The 19,502-nt window shown below is 34.2% G+C and carries 18 protein-coding genes; 14 read left to right on the top strand and 4 right to left on the bottom strand.

Features of this window, described 5'->3' with window-relative positions:
- Positions 1-69: 69 nt before the first annotated feature.
- On the bottom strand, positions 70-852 hold the full coding sequence (locus KA894_RS13195) for a CPBP family intramembrane glutamic endopeptidase (RefSeq protein WP_096808476.1): 783 nt from the start codon (positions 850-852) through the stop codon (positions 70-72).
- Between the two features lie 173 nt (positions 853-1,025).
- Here KA894_RS13195 and KA894_RS13190 point away from each other — a divergent pair, with 173 nt between their 5' ends.
- Entirely contained in the window at positions 1,026-2,609 is a 1,584-nt protein-coding gene (locus KA894_RS13190; RefSeq protein ID WP_096808475.1) for an FMN-binding glutamate synthase family protein, read from the top strand.
- 76 nt (positions 2,610-2,685) lie between these two features.
- On the opposite strand, the gene KA894_RS13185 is transcribed toward KA894_RS13190, so the two are convergent.
- Positions 2,686-3,192, bottom strand: a complete 507-nt coding sequence (locus KA894_RS13185) for a thioredoxin domain-containing protein (RefSeq protein ID WP_119488105.1) — start codon at positions 3,190-3,192, stop codon at positions 2,686-2,688.
- A gap of 198 nt (positions 3,193-3,390) precedes the next feature.
- On the opposite strand from KA894_RS13185, the gene KA894_RS13180 reads away from it, so the two are divergent.
- Complete coding sequence (locus KA894_RS13180; protein ID WP_103373361.1) at positions 3,391-4,467, top strand: M42 family metallopeptidase; 1,077 nt, start codon at positions 3,391-3,393, stop codon at positions 4,465-4,467.
- A 114-nt stretch (positions 4,468-4,581) separates the two neighbouring features.
- On the opposite strand, the gene KA894_RS13175 is transcribed toward KA894_RS13180, so the two are convergent.
- Positions 4,582-5,400, bottom strand: coding sequence for an SDR family oxidoreductase (locus KA894_RS13175; protein WP_119488106.1), 819 nt, complete (start codon positions 5,398-5,400; stop codon positions 4,582-4,584).
- Positions 5,401-5,817: 417 nt separating this feature from the next.
- Here KA894_RS13175 and ppx point away from each other — a divergent pair, with 417 nt between their 5' ends.
- From ppx to hisIE, 12 genes are all read left to right on the top strand, one after another.
- The gene (ppx, locus tag KA894_RS13170; protein WP_182478051.1) at positions 5,818-7,347 is read left to right on the top strand and encodes an exopolyphosphatase; all 1,530 of its coding nucleotides are present in this window, start codon (positions 5,818-5,820) and stop codon (positions 7,345-7,347) included.
- Positions 7,348-7,414: 67 nt separating this feature from the next.
- A complete protein-coding gene (locus KA894_RS13165; RefSeq protein ID WP_170006909.1) occupies positions 7,415-9,574 on the top strand; it encodes an RNA degradosome polyphosphate kinase in 2,160 nt (719 codons plus the stop codon).
- Between the two features lie 278 nt (positions 9,575-9,852).
- On the top strand, positions 9,853-11,148 hold the full coding sequence (locus KA894_RS13160) for a D-serine ammonia-lyase (RefSeq protein ID WP_103373340.1): 1,296 nt from the start codon (positions 9,853-9,855) through the stop codon (positions 11,146-11,148).
- Between the two features lie 321 nt (positions 11,149-11,469).
- The gene (locus KA894_RS13155) at positions 11,470-12,285 is read left to right on the top strand and encodes an ATP phosphoribosyltransferase regulatory subunit (protein ID WP_103373341.1); all 816 of its coding nucleotides are present in this window, start codon (positions 11,470-11,472) and stop codon (positions 12,283-12,285) included.
- Between the two features lie 16 nt (positions 12,286-12,301).
- On the top strand, positions 12,302-12,919 hold the full coding sequence (gene hisG / locus KA894_RS13150) for an ATP phosphoribosyltransferase (protein ID WP_103373342.1): 618 nt from the start codon (positions 12,302-12,304) through the stop codon (positions 12,917-12,919).
- Positions 12,909-14,177, top strand: a complete 1,269-nt coding sequence (gene hisD, locus KA894_RS13145) for a histidinol dehydrogenase (RefSeq protein ID WP_369967532.1) — start codon at positions 12,909-12,911, stop codon at positions 14,175-14,177. Before hisG ends, hisD begins: the two co-directional genes overlap by 11 nt.
- Positions 14,164-15,177: a pyridoxal phosphate-dependent aminotransferase gene (locus KA894_RS13140; protein ID WP_119488108.1), complete on the top strand. Its 1,014-nt coding sequence runs from the start codon at positions 14,164-14,166 to the stop codon at positions 15,175-15,177. The genes hisD and KA894_RS13140 overlap by 14 nt, the downstream gene beginning before the upstream one ends.
- Entirely contained in the window at positions 15,146-15,724 is a 579-nt protein-coding gene (gene hisB, locus KA894_RS13135; RefSeq protein ID WP_096808464.1) for an imidazoleglycerol-phosphate dehydratase HisB, read from the top strand. Before KA894_RS13140 ends, hisB begins: the two co-directional genes overlap by 32 nt.
- Entirely contained in the window at positions 15,721-16,299 is a 579-nt protein-coding gene (hisH, locus tag KA894_RS13130) for an imidazole glycerol phosphate synthase subunit HisH (RefSeq protein WP_096808463.1), read from the top strand. The genes hisB and hisH overlap by 4 nt, the downstream gene beginning before the upstream one ends.
- Complete coding sequence (hisA, locus tag KA894_RS13125) at positions 16,292-16,996, top strand: 1-(5-phosphoribosyl)-5-((5-phosphoribosylamino)methylideneamino)imidazole-4-carboxamide isomerase (protein WP_119488109.1); 705 nt, start codon at positions 16,292-16,294, stop codon at positions 16,994-16,996. Before hisH ends, hisA begins: the two co-directional genes overlap by 8 nt.
- Positions 16,993-17,751, top strand: coding sequence for an imidazole glycerol phosphate synthase subunit HisF (hisF, locus tag KA894_RS13120; RefSeq protein ID WP_103373345.1), 759 nt, complete (start codon positions 16,993-16,995; stop codon positions 17,749-17,751). Before hisA ends, hisF begins: the two co-directional genes overlap by 4 nt.
- Complete coding sequence (gene hisIE, locus KA894_RS13115) at positions 17,748-18,377, top strand: bifunctional phosphoribosyl-AMP cyclohydrolase/phosphoribosyl-ATP diphosphatase HisIE (RefSeq protein ID WP_096808460.1); 630 nt, start codon at positions 17,748-17,750, stop codon at positions 18,375-18,377. The genes hisF and hisIE overlap by 4 nt, the downstream gene beginning before the upstream one ends.
- A gap of 115 nt (positions 18,378-18,492) precedes the next feature.
- On the opposite strand, the gene KA894_RS13110 is transcribed toward hisIE, so the two are convergent.
- Positions 18,493-19,407, bottom strand: coding sequence for an ABC transporter substrate-binding protein (locus KA894_RS13110; protein ID WP_096808459.1), 915 nt, complete (start codon positions 19,405-19,407; stop codon positions 18,493-18,495).
- Positions 19,408-19,502: the final 95 nt, after the last annotated feature.

The raw sequence follows: 19,502 nt of genomic DNA, 5'->3' as shown, positions 1-19,502 counted from the left end.
GTCATTCATTAGAAAAAGTTAAATAACTTTAATCTATACTCTCAATATGCCATTAAATGAAATAACTATTTATTTTAAAAAGACTATAGCAATAAAAGAAATTAAATTATTGAAAGCATGTAAAGAGATTGAAACAGCTAAATTTTTACCACTTTTTAAATATACAAATACTAATCCTAACGCAATAAATATATAACTACCAATTTCAAATGGCGATGTTGCGCCTAATACATGTATACCAGCAAATAATATAACAGAGAGTACACTTGCAACACCATACGTTATTTTTTTACCTAATTCATGAATAATTAAATGTCTAAATAATAATTCTTCAATGATTGGCGTCAAAACAACAATGTCCACAAATAAAAAGGGAAGCATCCAATTATTTTCAAACATATCCTCCAATATCATTTGGTTTTGCGTCTCACTATATTGCAAAGTTTCTGGTAAAAGTGTCATAAGCCAATCATAAAAACTATTTAAACCAATAGTAGAAATGTATGTAATAAAAATAACAAGTACATACTTACGAACTTGTTTGAATCTTTTTGTAGTCATTGTTTTCAAATTATCGTTTATATGCATCAAATAAAAGCTGAAAATAATACTTATTTCTGCTATGACACCGCCAATAATCAATACATTATGATTACTAAAAAGCGAAGTATCATCTAAATTAAAAGCAGAGTATAAGGCTAATAAAAATATTAATAACATTAGCGGTATGATATTATTCGCTAAGATATAAATGGGGATTAACCAGAAATCTCTTTTTACTACTTTTTGTTTTTGCCATATATTTGTATGTGTAAATTGAGTAATATGAGATTCTGATGGCTTGTCAGTCATATGACACCTTCCTTATGATTATTTATCAATAATATAACATAATTCTATACCTCAATTATAAGTTACTTTATAATTTTTGTGTTTTTAAAAATAAAATTTCGAATAACATATTTATATCATTGTAAAATGTATGATTTATTGTAGTATATAATTATATAAAGGGGGAATGTTACATGACTATACTGTCCATTTTGCAGTTCATCGTTAACATTATCATTGTTATTTTCATATTAAGTGTACTAATTTTAGGGGCTATCTTACTTATAAAAGATAAGCGCCAAAAACAACATAGTGTGTTACGCAATTATCCATTATTAGCGCGTATTCGCTATTTCGGTGAAAAAATAGGGCCTGAGTTGCGTCAATATTTATTTTTAGCAGATACTAAAGGAAAACCTTTTTCCAGAAATGATTTCACTAATATTGTATTAGCTGGAAAATATAATTCGAGAATGACGAGTTATGGCACGCAAAATGACTATGAAGATGGGTTTTATATTCAAAATACCATGTTTCCATTACAATCTACAGAATTACATATTGATCAGTCACCTATGATTTCGTCATTTATTTATACCATTGATAACGAACGCTTATTTGATCGAGATGAACATCGGATTGAAGCAGAAATCGATCCTTTTTATTTAGCAGATGAAGACGCCATTATCATAGGTTCTGAATTAAAGCATCCGTTTAAATTAAAACGTTTAGTTGGTCAATCTGGAATGAGTTATGGTGCTTTAGGAAGTCATGCCATCAGAGCACTATCAAAAGGATTAGGACGAGCTGGAACTTGGATGAATACTGGTGAAGGTGGTTTGTCTAAACACCATTTATCTGGAAATGTTGATATCATTTTCCAAATCGGGCCTGGTTTATTTGGTGTTCGCAATGAAGATGGCCAATTTGATATGGATGCTTTTTTAAATTTGGCTAAACAAACGACTATAAAAGCATTTGAAATTAAATTGGCCCAAGGTGCGAAAACACGTGGTGGCCATATGCAAGGTAATAAAGTGACAGAAGAAATCGCAAAAATTCGTAAAGTAGAACCATGGAAAACGATTAATTCACCAAACCGTTTTGAATCGATTAATAATTCTAAAGATTTATTGGATTGGATAACAAAACTACAACAACATGGCCAAAAACCTGTTGGGTTTAAAATGGTTATAAGTAAAGTTTCAGAAGTAGAAACACTTGTGCGGACTATGATTGAAACAGATCAATACCCTAACTTCATTACGGTTGATGGCGGTGAAGGTGGAACCGGCGCAACATTCCAAGAATTACAAGATAGCGTGGGTCTACCATTGTTCACTGCTCTTCCTATATTGACAGGTACTTTAGAAAAATATGGTATTCGTAAACACATCAAAATTTTTGCATCAGGTAAACTTGTAACACCCGATAAAATCGCCATTGCTTTAGGTTTAGGTGCTGATTTAGTCAATGTTGCACGTGGTATGATGATTAGCGTCGGGTGTATTATGAGTAGACAATGTCATATGAACACATGTCCAGTAGGCGTCGCAACCACTGACCCTAAACGAGAAAAAGGCCTAATTATAGAAGAAAAAGAATATCGCGTCACTAATTTTGTAACCAGTTTACACGAAGGGTTATTTAACATCGCCGCTGCGGTAGGTGCAGCCTCACCTACCCAAATATCCAAAGAACATATTATTATCAAAAAGAAAGACGGCAACTTACAATCTATATATGATTATAAATTAAAACTACTTGAACATAACTGATATCAAAAATAAGCGCTCTAATAATTTAAAGTGAATGTCAAACTTTGAAATATCAGAGCGTTTTTTCTTATTATTTTTATTTAATCTGTTTGTTTAACTTGGCTTCTATTGTTTCTTGATCATCATCTAAAGGATTAAATTCAAATGGATTATCATTGATAAAAACAATAGGAATACCTTTAATACCTCTTTCAAATGCTTCTTCATGAATAGCTAAAGAACGTTCATCTGCTTCTTTATGAGGTGAAAGATTAAAGGCTTGCTTCATCTTTGCTTCAATTGTAGAAAAGTCGACTTTCCATTGGTTCTGAGTTTGATATAACTCACGTATAATCTCTAAGGTTGTTTCTGGTTGTTGATAATCTAGATATATATTGGCTACTGTTCCTTTCAATAATGCTTGTTTTGTTTTATCAAAATGCTTAATGACATGCTGCACCTTTCCTTGCTCAACTAAAGGCGTTAATACAGTATCAGCAGCATAAAAATAATTTTTACAATAAGGACACGCAAAATTTATAAATGATTCCACTTTAATAGGTGCATCATTTGAGCCAAATGTTAAATGTTTAATTTCCGTCATAATTGATCCCCCCACTTTATCTATATTTATATTGAATCACGGAAAAGATTCGATTGCACCTTTTTAGTCTTAGCAAATTACTAAGAATTAAATTAACGTGTTATATTTTTTACAAATGAAGGGTCCAAAGTGCAATCCATTAGAATATCTAGCAGTTCATGATAAAATAAATATAATTATCATATTAGGGGGAATTATATGGACAATTCAGTAAAATTATTAAAAACGTTAACGGATGTGGATGGCATCGCAGGACATGAAAAAGCGGTAAAAACACTTATGCGCGATTATTTAACACCCGTAAGTGATGAAATCGTCGAAGACAATTTAGGGGGTATATTTGGAAAAAAATCTACTACTAACGGAAATAAAACATTAATGGTGGCAGGCCATTTAGATGAAATTGGTTTTGTAGTGACTAAAATCGATAACGATGGTTTCCTAAAATTCACACCTATTGGCGGTTGGTGGAACCAAGTTATGTTATCACAAAAAGTGACAATCACAACGGATCATGGCAAAAAAATCAGGGGCATCATTGGTTCAAAACCACCACATGTATTATCGCCTGAAGAACGTAAAAAAAACGTAGAAATCAAAGATATGTTTATTGATATTGGCGTAAAAAGTAAGAAAGAAGCTGAACAATTCGGTATTGAAATTGGTAATATGGTCACACCATATAGTGAATTTGAAACACTTGCGAACAATAAATATTTAACTGCAAAAGCTTTTGACAATCGTTATGGTTGTGCCCTTGCGGTAGATGTCTTAAATAACCTTACCAACGCATCTATCGATATTAACTTAGTCTCGGGTGCAAATGTACAAGAAGAGGTCGGTCTTCGTGGTGCCAAAGTTGCAGCTAATAAAATCAAACCTGACTTAGCACTTGCAGTAGACGTAGCTGTTGCATATGACACACCAGGCATGTCTGGCCAAACAAGCGAAACGGCTATTGGTCAAGGACCGGTTGTCATTATTATGGACGCATCCAACATAGGCCATGTTGGGTTTACAAAACACATCAAAGCAGTTGCTCAAAAACATAACATAGATATTCAATTAGATTCCACGCCTGGTGGCGGCACTGACGCTGGTAGTATTCATGTCGCTAACGAAGGTATTCCTACAGTATCAATTGGTGTTGCACTACGTTATATGCACTCCAATGTTTCCGTATTGCATACAGACGATTATAAAAACTCTGTAGCCTTAGTAACTGAAATAGTCAAATCTCTAAATGATGAAACAGTGGATGAAATCATCTGGTAATAAACTAAATATGAAATAAGATAAGCCGTGAGCATTAATCAAATTGATTTGCTCACGGCTTTTTAATACCACTTTATAACATTTGGTTTCAAATTATATGAATTTAGCAATTCGTTATTTAGTGGATTTTTTCCAACTATCATCACTCAACATTTCACCTGGCCATGTGTATGCCATCACACCACCGTCGATTGTAATTGATTCACCAGTGATAAACGAGCTATCATCTGATGCTAAAAATGCAACAAGTTTACCTACTTCTTCAGGCGTTCCTAATCGACCTAAAGGCGTCATCCACTTCTGATTTTCTCTGAATATTTGTCCATTTTCCTCGGATTTTGTCCCCGTCAATTTATCTATAAGTGGCGTTTCTATAGTACCGGGAGCGATTGCATTTGCTCTAATATTTTCACGGCCGTATTCAATTGCCGTTGAACGCGTAAAATTAATAATGCCTCCTTTTGCGGCATTATAACCCGAACGATTTAGGTCTGCAGCATGGCCCGAAAATGACGAAGTATTAATAATGGAACCGCCTTTTGACATCATTAATGGTAAGAAAAACTTTGTCATGAGAAATGTTCCTCTTAAATCTACACTCATAATTTTGTCAAATACATCAATTGGATATTCATGAATACGGCCTGCTGGGTTATCAACACCTGCATTATTAAATAATACATCAATTTGTCCATAATCCGATTCAATAGATTGAACCAGTCGTTCTATAGCATGCTCATCTGAGACATCAACTGTATAGCCTGAAGCTTTATACCCGGCATTATTAATTGCTTTCACAGTGTCATGGACAGATTCTGATATATCGACAGCTAACACGTGCGCGCCTTCCTCAGCCATAATGCGAGCAGCGGCTGCTCCAATGCCGGTACTCACACCAGTTAATACAGCGATTTTGTTATCTAATCTTCCCATATATTACACCTCTTTTTTAATTTTTCTTTCTTCTGTTTCAACCCTCTTTATTTTATTCATTTCCTTTTTTAATTAACTTTGAAACTTATATGTAGTCTTATCTATTGCTACTACTTGTTTGTCACATACTTACAATATATTTTTAAAAATTTATAATACTAATTTCAAAATGAGTTTGTTATAATTTCGATAACTTACTGAAGGAGGTCGTTACGGTGTCTTCAAATATGAGAGAAAAACCAACAGTTATTAATAGATTTTTAAATATCAAAGATAGATCTGTTCAAAAAAATAAATGTTTAATTGAATAATATTTAAATAAAGTATCACAAATTATGTTATTTATTGTAATATAAAGAACAAAAATGGGTAAATAATACTTACAAAAGTAAATTTACCTCACTTGTTTAGGAGGACATTATGGAACGCATAGGCCTAGTAGATATCGGATCAAATACAATTAGATTAGTTATCTTTGAGTTCGATTCAAAAACAGGATTAAATGAAATTTTAAATATTAAAACACCGGCACGTTTGAGCCAATACTTAACCGATGATTTAACTATGAACCAAGATGGTATCGACGTATTGACATCCACACTACACAGTTTTAAAGCAGTTGCCGATAAATTCAAAGTAAATGAATTACATCCTATTGCTACTGCCGCGATACGACAATCTACGAACCAACACGCTATTATCGAACATATCAAAAATGAACTTAATATAAATATTAAAATTATCCCTGAGCAAGAAGAAGCATTTTATGGGTTTTATGCCATCACACACACAACTGATGTAGAAAACGGTGTGTCTATCGATATCGGTGGTGGCTCTACAGAAGTCACTTTATTCAAAGATAAGGCAATGATTGAAGCACATAGTTTTCCATTTGGCGTGGTAACATTAAAACGAAAATTCTTTGAAAATAAAGATCATAATGATAAATCTGCTATTAAAGCGATGGAGAAATTCTTATCCAAGCAATTTGAACAACTTCCATGGTTACAAGATAGAGAAATTGCCTTAGTAGGAATTGGTGGCTCAGCTCGTAATGTTGCACGTATACATCAATCTGAGCATTCTTACCCTATCGGTGGCGTTCATAACTACACAATGTCTGAGGAAGATATTGATGAGGTTTATACAATAATCAAGAAAAGTTCCCGTGACGCGTTAAAAGACATAGATGGATTAAGTAGAGATCGCATAGACATCATAATACCTGCAGTTTCCGTATTTAAAACACTGTTCAAAAAGATAAATGCCACACACTTTACTTTCTCACGTAAAGGACTACGTGAAGGTTATGTTATGAAAACAATCGCTGAACGCCATCCTCGAGAATTTAGAAAAGAAAATATTCAAAAAGATGCATTATATCATTTGGCTAACGAGTATAGCATTGAAGAATCAAGTGCAAAACAACGCGTCAAATTAGCCCAGTCATTGTTAACGCAGCTTATTGAACTAGACAAAATTCAAGTTACTCATAAAGAACAAGCACTATTTGTTGAAGGCGCGTATTTATATTATTTAGGTAGATTTATTGATTCTGATTCGAGTTCGCCCCACACCTATTATATTATTGCGAATTCAATGATTGATGGCTTCTCACATGAAGATCGTGTCAAATTAGCAATGTTGGCAAGCTTTAAAAATAAATCACTGTTAAAATTTTACAATCAAGAAACGAAATGGCTACGCGGTAAAGCGTTAGATAACATTCAATTTTTAGGTGGCATTATCAAATTTGTAAACGCGCTCAACATATCACATACAAACCCCGTTGAACGTCTCGAATTACGTCACGATAGTAATGGATTCACGTTATACGTTCATTATATTGGTGAACCAATTGCTGAATCATACCAATCTCTTAGACAAAAAAAACATATCGAGAAAATTTTAAAAGAAAATCTTTCTATCATCTTTACAAAATCTTAAAATTCATATGATAAATTATACGTAGTAAAACATGTTATTAAGACTACAATAAGGTGGAATTAGAATGGTGCAGAAGAAATTGGGAGAGAAGGATTTAAATTTACCAAATTATTATAACAATAGAGAATTAAGCTGGTTGGACTTTAACTATAGAGTGTTACAAGAAGCAGAGGATAAAAATAATCCATTATTAGAGCAACTTAAATTCATTTCTATATTTAGTTCCAATTTAGATGAATTTTTTATGGTTCGTGTAGCTGGTTTACAAGACCAAGTTAAAATGGGATATGATAAACCAGAGAATAAAGCACAATTAACGCCTAAAGAACAGCTCGAACAAATAAAGATTAAAAATACAAAATACGTAGATTTACAATATAAACGTTATAAAGCGTTAACTGAAAATTTAAAACAACACCGTGTTGAAATAACACGTCCTGAATTATTACCTGAGTCATTATTGTCGCAATTAGAACACGAATTTAAAACAGGTATCTTACCTACATTAACACCATTAGGTATTGATGCTTACCATCCTTTCCCAAAACTTAATAATAAAAGTTTAAACATATTTGTAGATATCGACACAGAAGAAGCAATCAATTCAGCTATTGTACAAATTCCTTCATTAATCCCACGATTTTATACGTTAAATCAAGGGCAAACTCAATACGTTTTAATGTTGGAAGATATCATTATATTTTATATTCATCTTTTGTTTACTGGCTACGAGGTATTAAACACCTTTACATTTAGGATCACACGTAATGCAGACTTAACCATTCATGAAGATGGTGCCGAGGATTTATTAATTGAAATAGAACGCTTTTTAAAAGAGCGAAAACGCGGTACCGCAGTGCGTTTAGAGGTAGATGGACGACACGCAACGCATGAAGACATCCTCTGGATTATGAACCAACTGGAAGTTTATGACAACGATGTCTATTTTGTAGACGGTCCTTTGGATTTAACTATGTTGTTTGGGCTAGTTGATTACTTATCTAATCGGTTAAAGCATTTAACTTATAACAAATATGTACCACAACCACCTCAATCATTAGAAAGTGAAGATATATTTGATTTATCTTTAAAACGGGATATTTTCTTTCATCACCCCTATGAATCATTTGAACCAATTGTAGACTTTATTCGTGAAGCTGCAAATGATCCTAGTACAATTGCCATCAAACAAACACTGTATCGTGTAAGTAAAGATTCTCCTATTATCAATAGTTTAAAGACAGCTGCTGAAAATGGTAAACAAGTGACAGTGCTTGTTGAATTAAAAGCACGCTTTGATGAAGAAAATAATGTTCAATGGGCTAAAATGTTAGAAGACGCAGGGTGTCATGTCATTTATGGCATGACTTATTTAAAAACACACAGTAAAATTTCGCTCGTAGTGAAACGTACTAATAATCAACTTACCTCATTTGTACATTTAGGTACTGGAAACTACAATGACAAAACTGCAAAATTATATACAGATATGGGTATCATCACAACAAACAAAGCAATAGCAGAAGATGCCATCAACTTCTTTAATTACCTGAGCGGCTATACACTTAAACCGGAATATAATAAGCTCATTGTTGCACCATATGATATACGTGATGTATTTTTAGCTCGAATCGATAATGAAATTAAACTTCACCTTGAACATGGTAATGGGAAAATTATGATGAAGATGAACTCTTTAACAGATAAAGATATTATTCTTAAACTATTTGAAGCCTCACGTGCTGGTGTTCAAGTTCAATTAATTATTCGTGGTATATGTTGCTTAAAACCTGGTATACCAGGCATCAGCGACAACATAGAGGTCGTAAGTATCGTTGGCCGTTTTCTTGAGCATTCGCGCATATATTACTTTCATAACAACGGAGATGAACAAATTTATCTCTCTTCAGCTGATGCAATGACACGTAATATGATTAAACGCGTAGAAATATTGTTCCCGGTAGAAGATAAAGCCATCGCAAAACGTTTATTAGACTATATGAATTTACAATTATCAGATAACCAAAAAGGTCGTTATCAAGACCAACAAGGGCATTATCATTACATTCATAACAATTTGTCACCATTAAATTCTCAAGCCTATCTAATGAAAGAAGCTATCACATTTGGCCAAAAATTGAAGGAAGCTTCAACCCGCCCTGAAGCATCTCCCATACAATCTAAAAATAGATGGTTTTCTAAATTAAAAGACACTTTTAAACGCTGAGTGTACTTGTAATCATGCTTAAAATTAACTTTACCTATAACCAAAAAGCGCCTGAGACATAAATTAACGTCTGAGGCGTTTTTATAATCTTAATACTCAATGACAAATTAAATTTCATCCATCAGACACCATCCATGAAATATGACATTTTCATTATGACATGCTCTTTGCTATTCAACCTCATATATGTCGTTATACATTTTGGTTTTAAACCCATTTCAATTATTAATCTTTGTTATAATGAATGCATATAATTTCCTATACGAGGTGGTTTATCCATGATAGAACTTAAAAAATTAAAAGCGCATTTTCCATTAATAAATGAAATGCAACACTATAACCCTATATTTTGGAAAAATCCAAATTTCCGTAAAAATGCAACATTTCCTTTTACATTGAATGACATAGAAGATGCAGCAGCAAGATTAGAACGTTTTAGCAGTTATATTCGTAAAGTTTTTCCTGAAACCGAAAAAGATAATGGCATCATCGAATCTCCACTAAAAGCAATCCCTTTCATGCAACAAGCATTAACTAAATCTGAACATCTCGAACAAAGTGGTAAATTATGGCTTAAATGCGATAGTCATCTTGCTATATCAGGTTCTATTAAAGCGAGAGGTGGCATATATGAAGTTCTTAAATTAGCTGAAACAATTGCTATACAAGATGGTAGTTTAAAACAATCTGATGATTATCAAGTTTTAGCAGAGCCCTATTTTAAGGATCTCTTTAACCAATATACGGTTGCCGTGGGTTCAACTGGCAATCTCGGTTTAAGTATTGGTATGATGAGCGCCCAGTTTGGTTTTCAAGTAACCGTGCATATGTCTAGTGATGCGCGTCAATGGAAGAAAGACTTACTCCGCTCCCATGGTGTTGAAGTGGTAGAGCATCAATCTGATTATCAATATGCGGTAGCTGAAGGAAGAAAAGCTGCAGAAAGTGATCCTACATGCCATTTTGTTGATGATGAAGGTTCTGCTGATTTATTTTTAGGCTACACAGTCGCTGCATTACGATTAAAAACACAACTCAGTAATGAAGGGATACAAGTAGATGCAGAGCATCCCCTTTTTGTATACTTACCCTGTGGTGTTGGCGGTGGCCCTGGTGGTGTCGCTTTTGGTTTGAACCAAGTATTTGGTGAGCATGTATATTGTCTATTCGCTGAACCAACACATGCGCCTTGTATGACTTTAGGCATGATGACACAATATCATGACCAAATAGCTGTCACAGATATTGGTTTAGATGGACAGACAGATGCAGATGGCCTTGCAGTCTCGAGACCTTCTACACTGGTTGGTGAAATTATGAACACATTATTATATGGTGCTTATACAATAGAAGATCAACAAATGTATCGCTATTTATATATGCTTAGTGAAAAGGAACAAATATTTATTGAACCATCTGCAGCTGCAGGCTTCGCAGGAATAAAGGAAGTATTAAATCATGCAGATAGCCATAAAATTAACCTAGCTAACGCTAACCATATCGTTTGGGCGACAGGAGGGAATATGGTACCTAAAGAAGAAATGCTCAAATACGTAGAACAAGGAAAGCAATAATATCATATAAACAGAAACTGTAAAGCATTCTTTTAAAATGCTAGCCCTTATACAAGCGCCTTAGCGCTTGTATTTCTTTTCCCTATTCTTCCTTATTGGGTCGGGTAGCGAAATCATTTTATAAAATACGATTTCTACCCTAATCCCTTCTTAACTTTATGATCTAAAAACAATATACCAACTATCCTTCTAAATAAATGGTAACAATTATTTTCTGAATATTTATTGAATTCTAAATTTAACTGTGTTAAAGTATGTTTTATCAATTCACTTTAGTTCGGTAGAGAAACAAAGTAATCAATAAAGGATGGTCATTATATTATGAATACGCAAACACTTATTACTAATAAAGAATATGAATTAGATTTTTTAAAACACTTTCAGCAAGCAGGTTTTAGTCTTGTTGATTTTAGTTTTATAGAATCTTTATCTTGGCAATCACTTACTTCTGATGATTTACAACAAATGACTGAGCGTAGTTTTTGGCAACATGACCATCATATTTTTGCGTTACGCAATGATTTTACTGATCAATTACTACGTTACTATAGTAACTATCAACCGCAACAACAATGCATTGCCTATGCTGGACCAATTGTCAGAAATAATGAAGTTTATACTCAGTTGGGTATTGAACATTACAACCCAACTGTTAATGATATGCAAAACGACTTTAAAACATTTTACCAATATATTAAATATACATTGAACGATGATATTGATTTCGTCATCTTAGGTCATTATCAATTAATTGATTTATTATTATCTTCTAAAGCTCAAACACAACGTATTTTAAACCTTGTACAAGAGCGTAATATTTCAGAGTTATCAGCTCAATTAGGTCTTGCTCACCCTGTGGTTCAATTATTAACTACTAAAACAACTGAGCAGCTCGATCTATTAGGTCAATTGTTTCCCAATGATCACCGTACCATTCAATCATTACGTCGTTGGGAACAATGGTTTAAATCACAAGGCATTACAGAAATTCATTTAGATATCACACCCCAGCCGCCGCGCTCTTATTACAAAGGCGCTTTTATGAGATGTCATTTAAAAAACAACAAAACAAAACGACTCACAGGTGGATTTTATAAAGGCCCGTTAGAAGGTTTTGGTTTAGGATTTATACTTTAACAAAGGAGAGAATGTCATGCTTACTGTCGCATTAGCAAAAGGGAGACTACTTAAAAGTTTTATTAAGTATTTAAATGAGGTTGAAGAACCAAACATCGCGCGTGCACTGGAACAAAGAGAACGCCAATTATTAATAACTGTAAATGAAATACAATTCATTTTAGTAAAAGGTAGTGATGTACCGATTTATGTAGAACAAGGTGTAGCAGATATCGGTATTGTCGGAAGCGATATATTAGAGGAAGGCAATTATGTTATTAATAATTTGCTTGATTTACCGTTTGGTGAGTGTCATTTCGCACTAGCGGCTAAACCAGAGACACATACATTTAATAAAGTTGCGACTTCATTTACACAAACGACACGTCAGTATTTTGAAGCACAGGGTCTAGATGTAGAACTTGTTAAGCTATCTGGTTCAATCGAATTAGCATGTTTAGTCGATATGGTAGATGGTATAGTTGATATCGTTCAAACAGGCACCACTTTAAAATCAAATGGTTTAGTCGAAAAAGATCAGATTAAAAATGTTAATGCAAAATTGATTACAAATAAAGCATCATACTTTAAAAAATCATCTGAAATCGATGATTTAATTAAAATATTGGAGGTGTCTCTCATTGATTACAAATAAATCAACATTTTTAAATAACTATTTAAATCAATCATCATTAAATGAAGATTTATATCCCATTGTTAAGTCCATTTGTGACAACGTTAAGCAACAAGGCGATGAAGCATTAAAACATTATAATCAACAATTAGATCATGTAGATACGCCCCAATTAGAAATTCCAAAAGATAACTTAAAAATAGCCTATAACCGTATTGATGCATCACTACGTGAAGCACTTGAACATAGCCACGCAAGAATCAAAGCGTATCAAACCTCAATTAAATATGATCATCAACAAACATCTTCTGAATGTTATGAGTTATATCATCCTTTAGAACGGGTTGGTGTCTACGTTCCAGGTGGGAAAGCCAGCTATCCTTCTACCGTATTAATGACTGTAACGCTTGCAAAAGTTGCCGGCGTGAGCAATATCGTAGTCGTAACGCCACCACAACCCGAAGGCTTACCTGATGTTGTACTTGCTTCATGTTATATTGCTGGGGTTGATCAAGTTTATCAAGTAGGAGGTGCTCAAAGTATTGCTGCGCTTGCTTATGGCACAGAAACTATTCCCAAGGTAGATAAAATTGTCGGCCCTGGAAATCAATATGTTGCTTACGCTAAAAAGTATTTATTTGGTCAAGTCGGTATAGATCAAATTGCTGGCCCAAGTGAGATTGCGCTAATCATTGATCATACAGCTGATTTAGATGCCATCACTTATGATGTTTTTGCGCAAGCAGAGCATGATGAATTGGCTAGAACATTTGTTATCAGTGAAGATGAAGTATTATTACACCAATTAGAAGATAAAATTCAACAAGCCCTATCACAAATTGAACGTCAACCCATCGTTGCAGCAAGTTTGGCACATAACCATTTTTTAATTGCAGTAGACGATTTCGCAGAAGCATGCGATTTGATGAATCAAATTGCTCCAGAACACGCTTCTATTCAAACTAAACAACCATACAATTATTTAAATCATGTGAAATATGTAGGCGCACTTTTCTTAGGTCATTATTCTCCTGAAGTGATTGGCGACTATGTTGCTGGTCCAAGTCACGTGCTGCCTACGAATCAAACGGCACGTTTTACAAATGGATTATCTGTAAATGATTTCTTAACACGTCATTCTGTCATAGATTTATCCCAACAGACATTTAATGATATCGAACAATCAGCACGTAGGTTAGCGAACGTTGAGCACTTATATAACCACGAACAATCAATTGAAACACGAACAGCAAAGGAGACGCACAATGATCAGAATTAACAAAAATGAAAGCCCACTCAAACCATTATCTAATGAACAGCTTGCAACAATTATTCGACAGGCGGCATTTAATCTTTACCCCGATGATGAATATGAACGCTTTAAACAAGCTTACGCTGAGTACCATCAAATATTACCGGATCAAGTCATCGCTGGTAATGGATCTGACGAACTAATTCAAAAATTGATGTTAATCATGCCAGAAGGCCCAGCGTTAACATTGAACCCTGATTTTTTTATGTACCAAGCATACGCACAACAGGTTGCGCGCCCTATTGAATTTGTATCGTCAAATCCAGATTTAACTTTTGCTCTCGAAGATATTCTTAATCGTATTGAGGAAGTACAACCGTCATTCTTTATTATGAGTAACCCACATAATCCATCAGGTGTGCAATATAGCACAACTTTTTTAACAGCTATTGCTGACAAGATGCATGCTGTGGGCGGGTATTTTATTATCGATGAAGCTTACTTAGATTTTGGTGAGCCTTATGACATCAAGATGCAACCTCATATCATTCAAATGCGCACGCTCTCTAAAGCATTCGGAATTGCTGGGTTGCGTCTAGGTGTGTTAATTGGTACAACAGACACAATTCAACTCATTCAAAGAATCGAACACCCTTATCCCTTAAATACCATCACACTTCATATTGCAATTTACATGTTTGAACATCAAGCAATGATACGTGATTTTGTAAAACATCAAAGACAACTCGCACATAAACTTAAAGCAATGTTTAATGAATTAGTATCAGATGTAATGGTTGTCTATCCTTCTGCAACTAATTTTGTCTTAACTAAAGGCGCAACTGCACAAAGTTTGGGTAGATATATTAAAGCGCATGGTTACTTACCGAGATTATATGACGAACCAGAAATGGCTGATTATGTACGCTATTCTATTGCAACAGATGAACAATTAGATGAATTATATACGCTTATTAAAAATTGGAGGTCAAACTATGATAGTCAACAAAACACGCAATACAGCTGAAACCCAATTAACGATTTCTCTTGCTGATGACCACCGTGAAAGCCATATTAATACAGGTGTTGGATTTTTAGATCATATGTTGACACTCTTTACATTTCACAGTCAATTATCTATCAAAATAGAAGCAAATGGTGATACACAAGTAGATGACCATCATGTTACAGAAGATATCGGTATTGTACTTGGCCAATTATTATTAGAACTAGTTAAAGAACGAAAATACTTTCAACGCTATGGTGTAAGCTATTTACCAATGGATGAAACACTAGCGCGTACAGTAATAGATATTAGCGGTCGGCCTTACTTGTCTTTTAACGCGCAATTGAGCAAAGAGAAGGTAGGCACATTTGATACTGAACTTGTAGAAGAATTTTTCAGAGCATTAGTAATCAATTCACGTCTAACAACACACATTGATTTGCTACGTGGTGGTAACACGCATCATGAAATCGAAAGCATTTTTAAATCATTTGCGCGTGCGTTAAAAGATGCATTAACACCAATCGATATTAAGGTTACACCCTCTTCTAAGGGCGTGATTGAATGATTGCCATTATTGACTACGGTTTAGGTAATATTAAAAATATACAACGTGCGATAACACATTTAGGCTATGAAACGAAATTAACGGATAAAAAAGAAACTATTATAGCAGCAGATATCATTATCTTGCCTGGCGTAGGTCACTTTAAAGATGCTATGCAAGCTATTGAATATCGTGGTTTGAAAACTATTTTACAATCTATAACAGACAAGCCTATTATCGGTATTTGTCTAGGTATGCAGCTGCTATTTGAGCATAGTGATGAAGGTCATGTGAACGGGTTACAACTTTTCCCAGGAAATATTATACCTATCCATACAGCTTATCCAGTACCCCATTTGGGTTGGAATAATTTAATTAGCAACCGTAACCTTTTAACACAAGACGTCTATTTTGTACACTCATACCAAGCTGAAATGTCTGAACACGTGATTGCTTATGCAGATTATGGCGCATTAATTCCGGCAGTCGTCCAATATAAAAATTATATCGGCATCCAATTCCATCCAGAAAAAAGTGGCGAAGGTGGTTTGGCTATACTTAACCAAGCTTTGAAAGGCGGTTTCTTAAATGATTAAAATTTGGCCAGCAATTGATTTAATCAATGCAACAAGTGTAAGGCTAACAGAAGGAAAATATGATTCAGAAGAAAGAATGACACGTAGCGCTGAAGAAAGCATTACTTTTTACAATCAATTTAACTGTGTCAATCGTATTCACATCGTTGATTTAATCGGCGCAAAGCAACAAACCTCAATTGAAAAAAACTACATTAAACACCTAAGAACCTTAACAAATAAACCTATGGAAGTCGGTGGTGGAATCCGTAGTCATGAAACTATAGATGCCTACCTAGATGATGGCATTGACTATTGTATTATAGGGACTAAAGGCATTCAAGATATGGATTGGTTAACTGAAATGGCTCATGAATATCCAAACCAACTGTATCTTTCGGTAGACGCTTATCATCGTGAAGTGAAAATAAATGGTTGGGAACAAGATGCACAATTGGATTTATTTGATTTAGTTAAACAAATTGAGTCGCTGCCCTTAGGCGGTATCATTTATACCGATATTTCTAAAGACGGCCGCTTATCCGGGCCCAATTTTGAAATAACTGCTCAACTCGTAAAAGCAACTCAAAAACCTGTTATCGCTTCTGGTGGTATTCGTCATCAACAAGATTTAACACAATTAGAAAATGCTGGTGTCTATGCTGCAATCGTTGGTAAGGCCGCGCATAACGCTGATTTTTGGGAGGGGTTATCATGATTAAAAAAAGAATTATACCCTGTTTAGATGTTAAAGATGGGCGTGTTGTCAAAGGCATACAATTTAAAGGCTTACGCGATATTGGTAATCCTGTTGATTACGCACTTTATTACAATGAGCAAGGCGCGGATGAGTTAGTCTTTTTAGACATATCTCGTACGGAAGCCGGACACGGGCTCATGCTAGATGTAATTGAAGAAACTGCTGAAAAACTTTTCATCCCGTTGACTGTCGGTGGCGGTATATCCACAATCGATGACATTTCTCAATTGTTAAACCATGGTGCTGATAAAGTCTCTCTCAACTCGAGTGCATTAAATCACCCTAACTTTATTAAGCAAGTTAGTGAAAAATTTGGTAGCCAATGTATATGTATAGCAATTGATAGTAACTTTGACAGTGAGTTAAATGATTATTTTTGTTATACGCATGGTGGAAAAAAACGTACAGACAAACGTGTGTATGATTGGGTTCAAGAAGTCGAGTCACTAGGTGCTGGAGAGCTTTTAATTACCAGTATGACGCATGATGGTATGAAACAAGGCTTTGATGTCAAACACTTACATGAAATTGAGCAACTTGTTAATATCCCCATTATTGCTTCAGGCGGCGGTGGAACACCAAAACATTTTGTTGACTTGTTTAAACAAACTAATGTATCAGCAGGACTAGCTGCTAGTATACTACATGATAAAGAAACAACGGTAGATGAAATCAAACAAACAATGGCACAAGGAGGTATCCCAATTAGATGACTCAACAACCAGATTTTAGTAAAGGGCTTATACCCGCAATATTACAAGATGTCAATACGAAACAAGTACTGATGCTTGGATATATGAATGAAGCAGCTTATAACAAAACAGTCACTCATGGATTAGTTTGTTTTTATTCTCGTTCTAAAGAGCGCTTATGGACTAAAGGTGAAGCATCTGGCCATACACAAGTTGTGCAAGATATTCATTTAGACTGTGATCAAGACACTTTACTAATTGATGTAATACCAAATGGCCCCACTTGTCATACTGGTAGTCAAAGCTGTTTCAATACTGATGTACCGTTTTATATACAACAATTAGAAGATGCCGTGAGCGATAGCGCAGCATCTCATAAAGAAAATTCGTATACGCAATATTTGTTAAACGAAGGTTTGGAAAAAATAACTAAAAAATTTGGTGAAGAAGCATTTGAAGTTGTCATCGGTGCGATGAAATCTGATCACCAAGAAGTGACAAACGAAACTGCTGATTTAATGTACCACCTTTTCGTACTATTACATGCTTTAAATATAGAATTTAAAGATGTTGAAGCGGTGCTTGCACAACGGCATCAAGTACCAAATAACTTTAAAGGAGAACGTTCAGATATTAAAGATTGGTAATTCAATTACTTTGAATATATCTTTATTGAACATAAAAGCAGGAGTGATTTTGTGAATTTCACGCAATCACTCCTGCTTTATTTTATCGATATAAATACAAGTTTTTAAATAATCATTATGACTTCATAAGTTCTTTTTTAAATAATTCTGCTTGTTTTTCGACAGAAATCAAGTCTGCATAAATAGCTTCGTCCATTGGATAAAAAATGACATTATCATTTTTTACAGCTTTATTGTTATGCCATATATCAGAGTTTACAAAGTTATTATTCGGTTTTTGGCCATCTTCAGTTGGTACTAATAAATAATCACCTGAGTATTCATTGAATTTTTCTTTTGGCACTTTCATGTATTTTTCTTTTGGCATCACTTCTTTAGCTTCAGGATCTTCTTTTAAGCCAAACCCTTCGTATATTGCTTCACTACCCCGCCCAAACCTGGGACCGAATTGGTAAATATCTTTAGCTTGGATATCCATAATTGAAAATGTTTTATCTTCACCGATATGTGATTGGATTGCTTTACCATCTTCCGCTAATTTTTTCGAAAGCTTGTCGGCTTGTTTTTTAGCTTTTGCTTCTTGATTGACTAACTTCCCTATTTCGATATGTGTATCTTTGTAATCCATATTTTGAACTTTAAGTGGCACAGTTGGTGCTATTTTCGATAACTTTTTATTATTTTTATTTTCTTTATATGTAATGATTAAATCTGGTTTCAATTTGGCTGCCGCTTCAACGTCCTCTGGGTCAATCTTTTTAATTTTATCCATATTTAAATATTTAGAATCAGGAAAAACACTCGTTATCGCAATAGGTTTAACACCTAATTTTTTAAAATTGCCATAATTGGCAGTTAATACTAATACCCTTTTAGGGTTTTTTGGTATTTTAACTTTACTACCATCATCCGTAGTATAGGATTTTGTACCTTTGTCCTCTTTAGAATTGGACTTACTTGAATCATCCCCGTTGCCGCATGCTGCTAAAAATAATATTAAACATAACATTGTAATTAAAATTCTTTTCAAAATAATGACCTCTTTCATAATATATTACTTTCATTATAATTGAAAACGATTATCAATATCAACTTAATTATTATTATTTTTAAAATAATAGTTAT

This window comes from Staphylococcus sp. GDY8P131P, assembly GCF_017891975.1.
Classification (GTDB): Bacteria; Bacillota; Bacilli; order Staphylococcales; family Staphylococcaceae; genus Staphylococcus; species Staphylococcus nepalensis.
The sequence above is the reverse complement of the archived record's forward strand: the minus strand, read 5'-3'. Positions and strand labels throughout refer to the sequence as shown.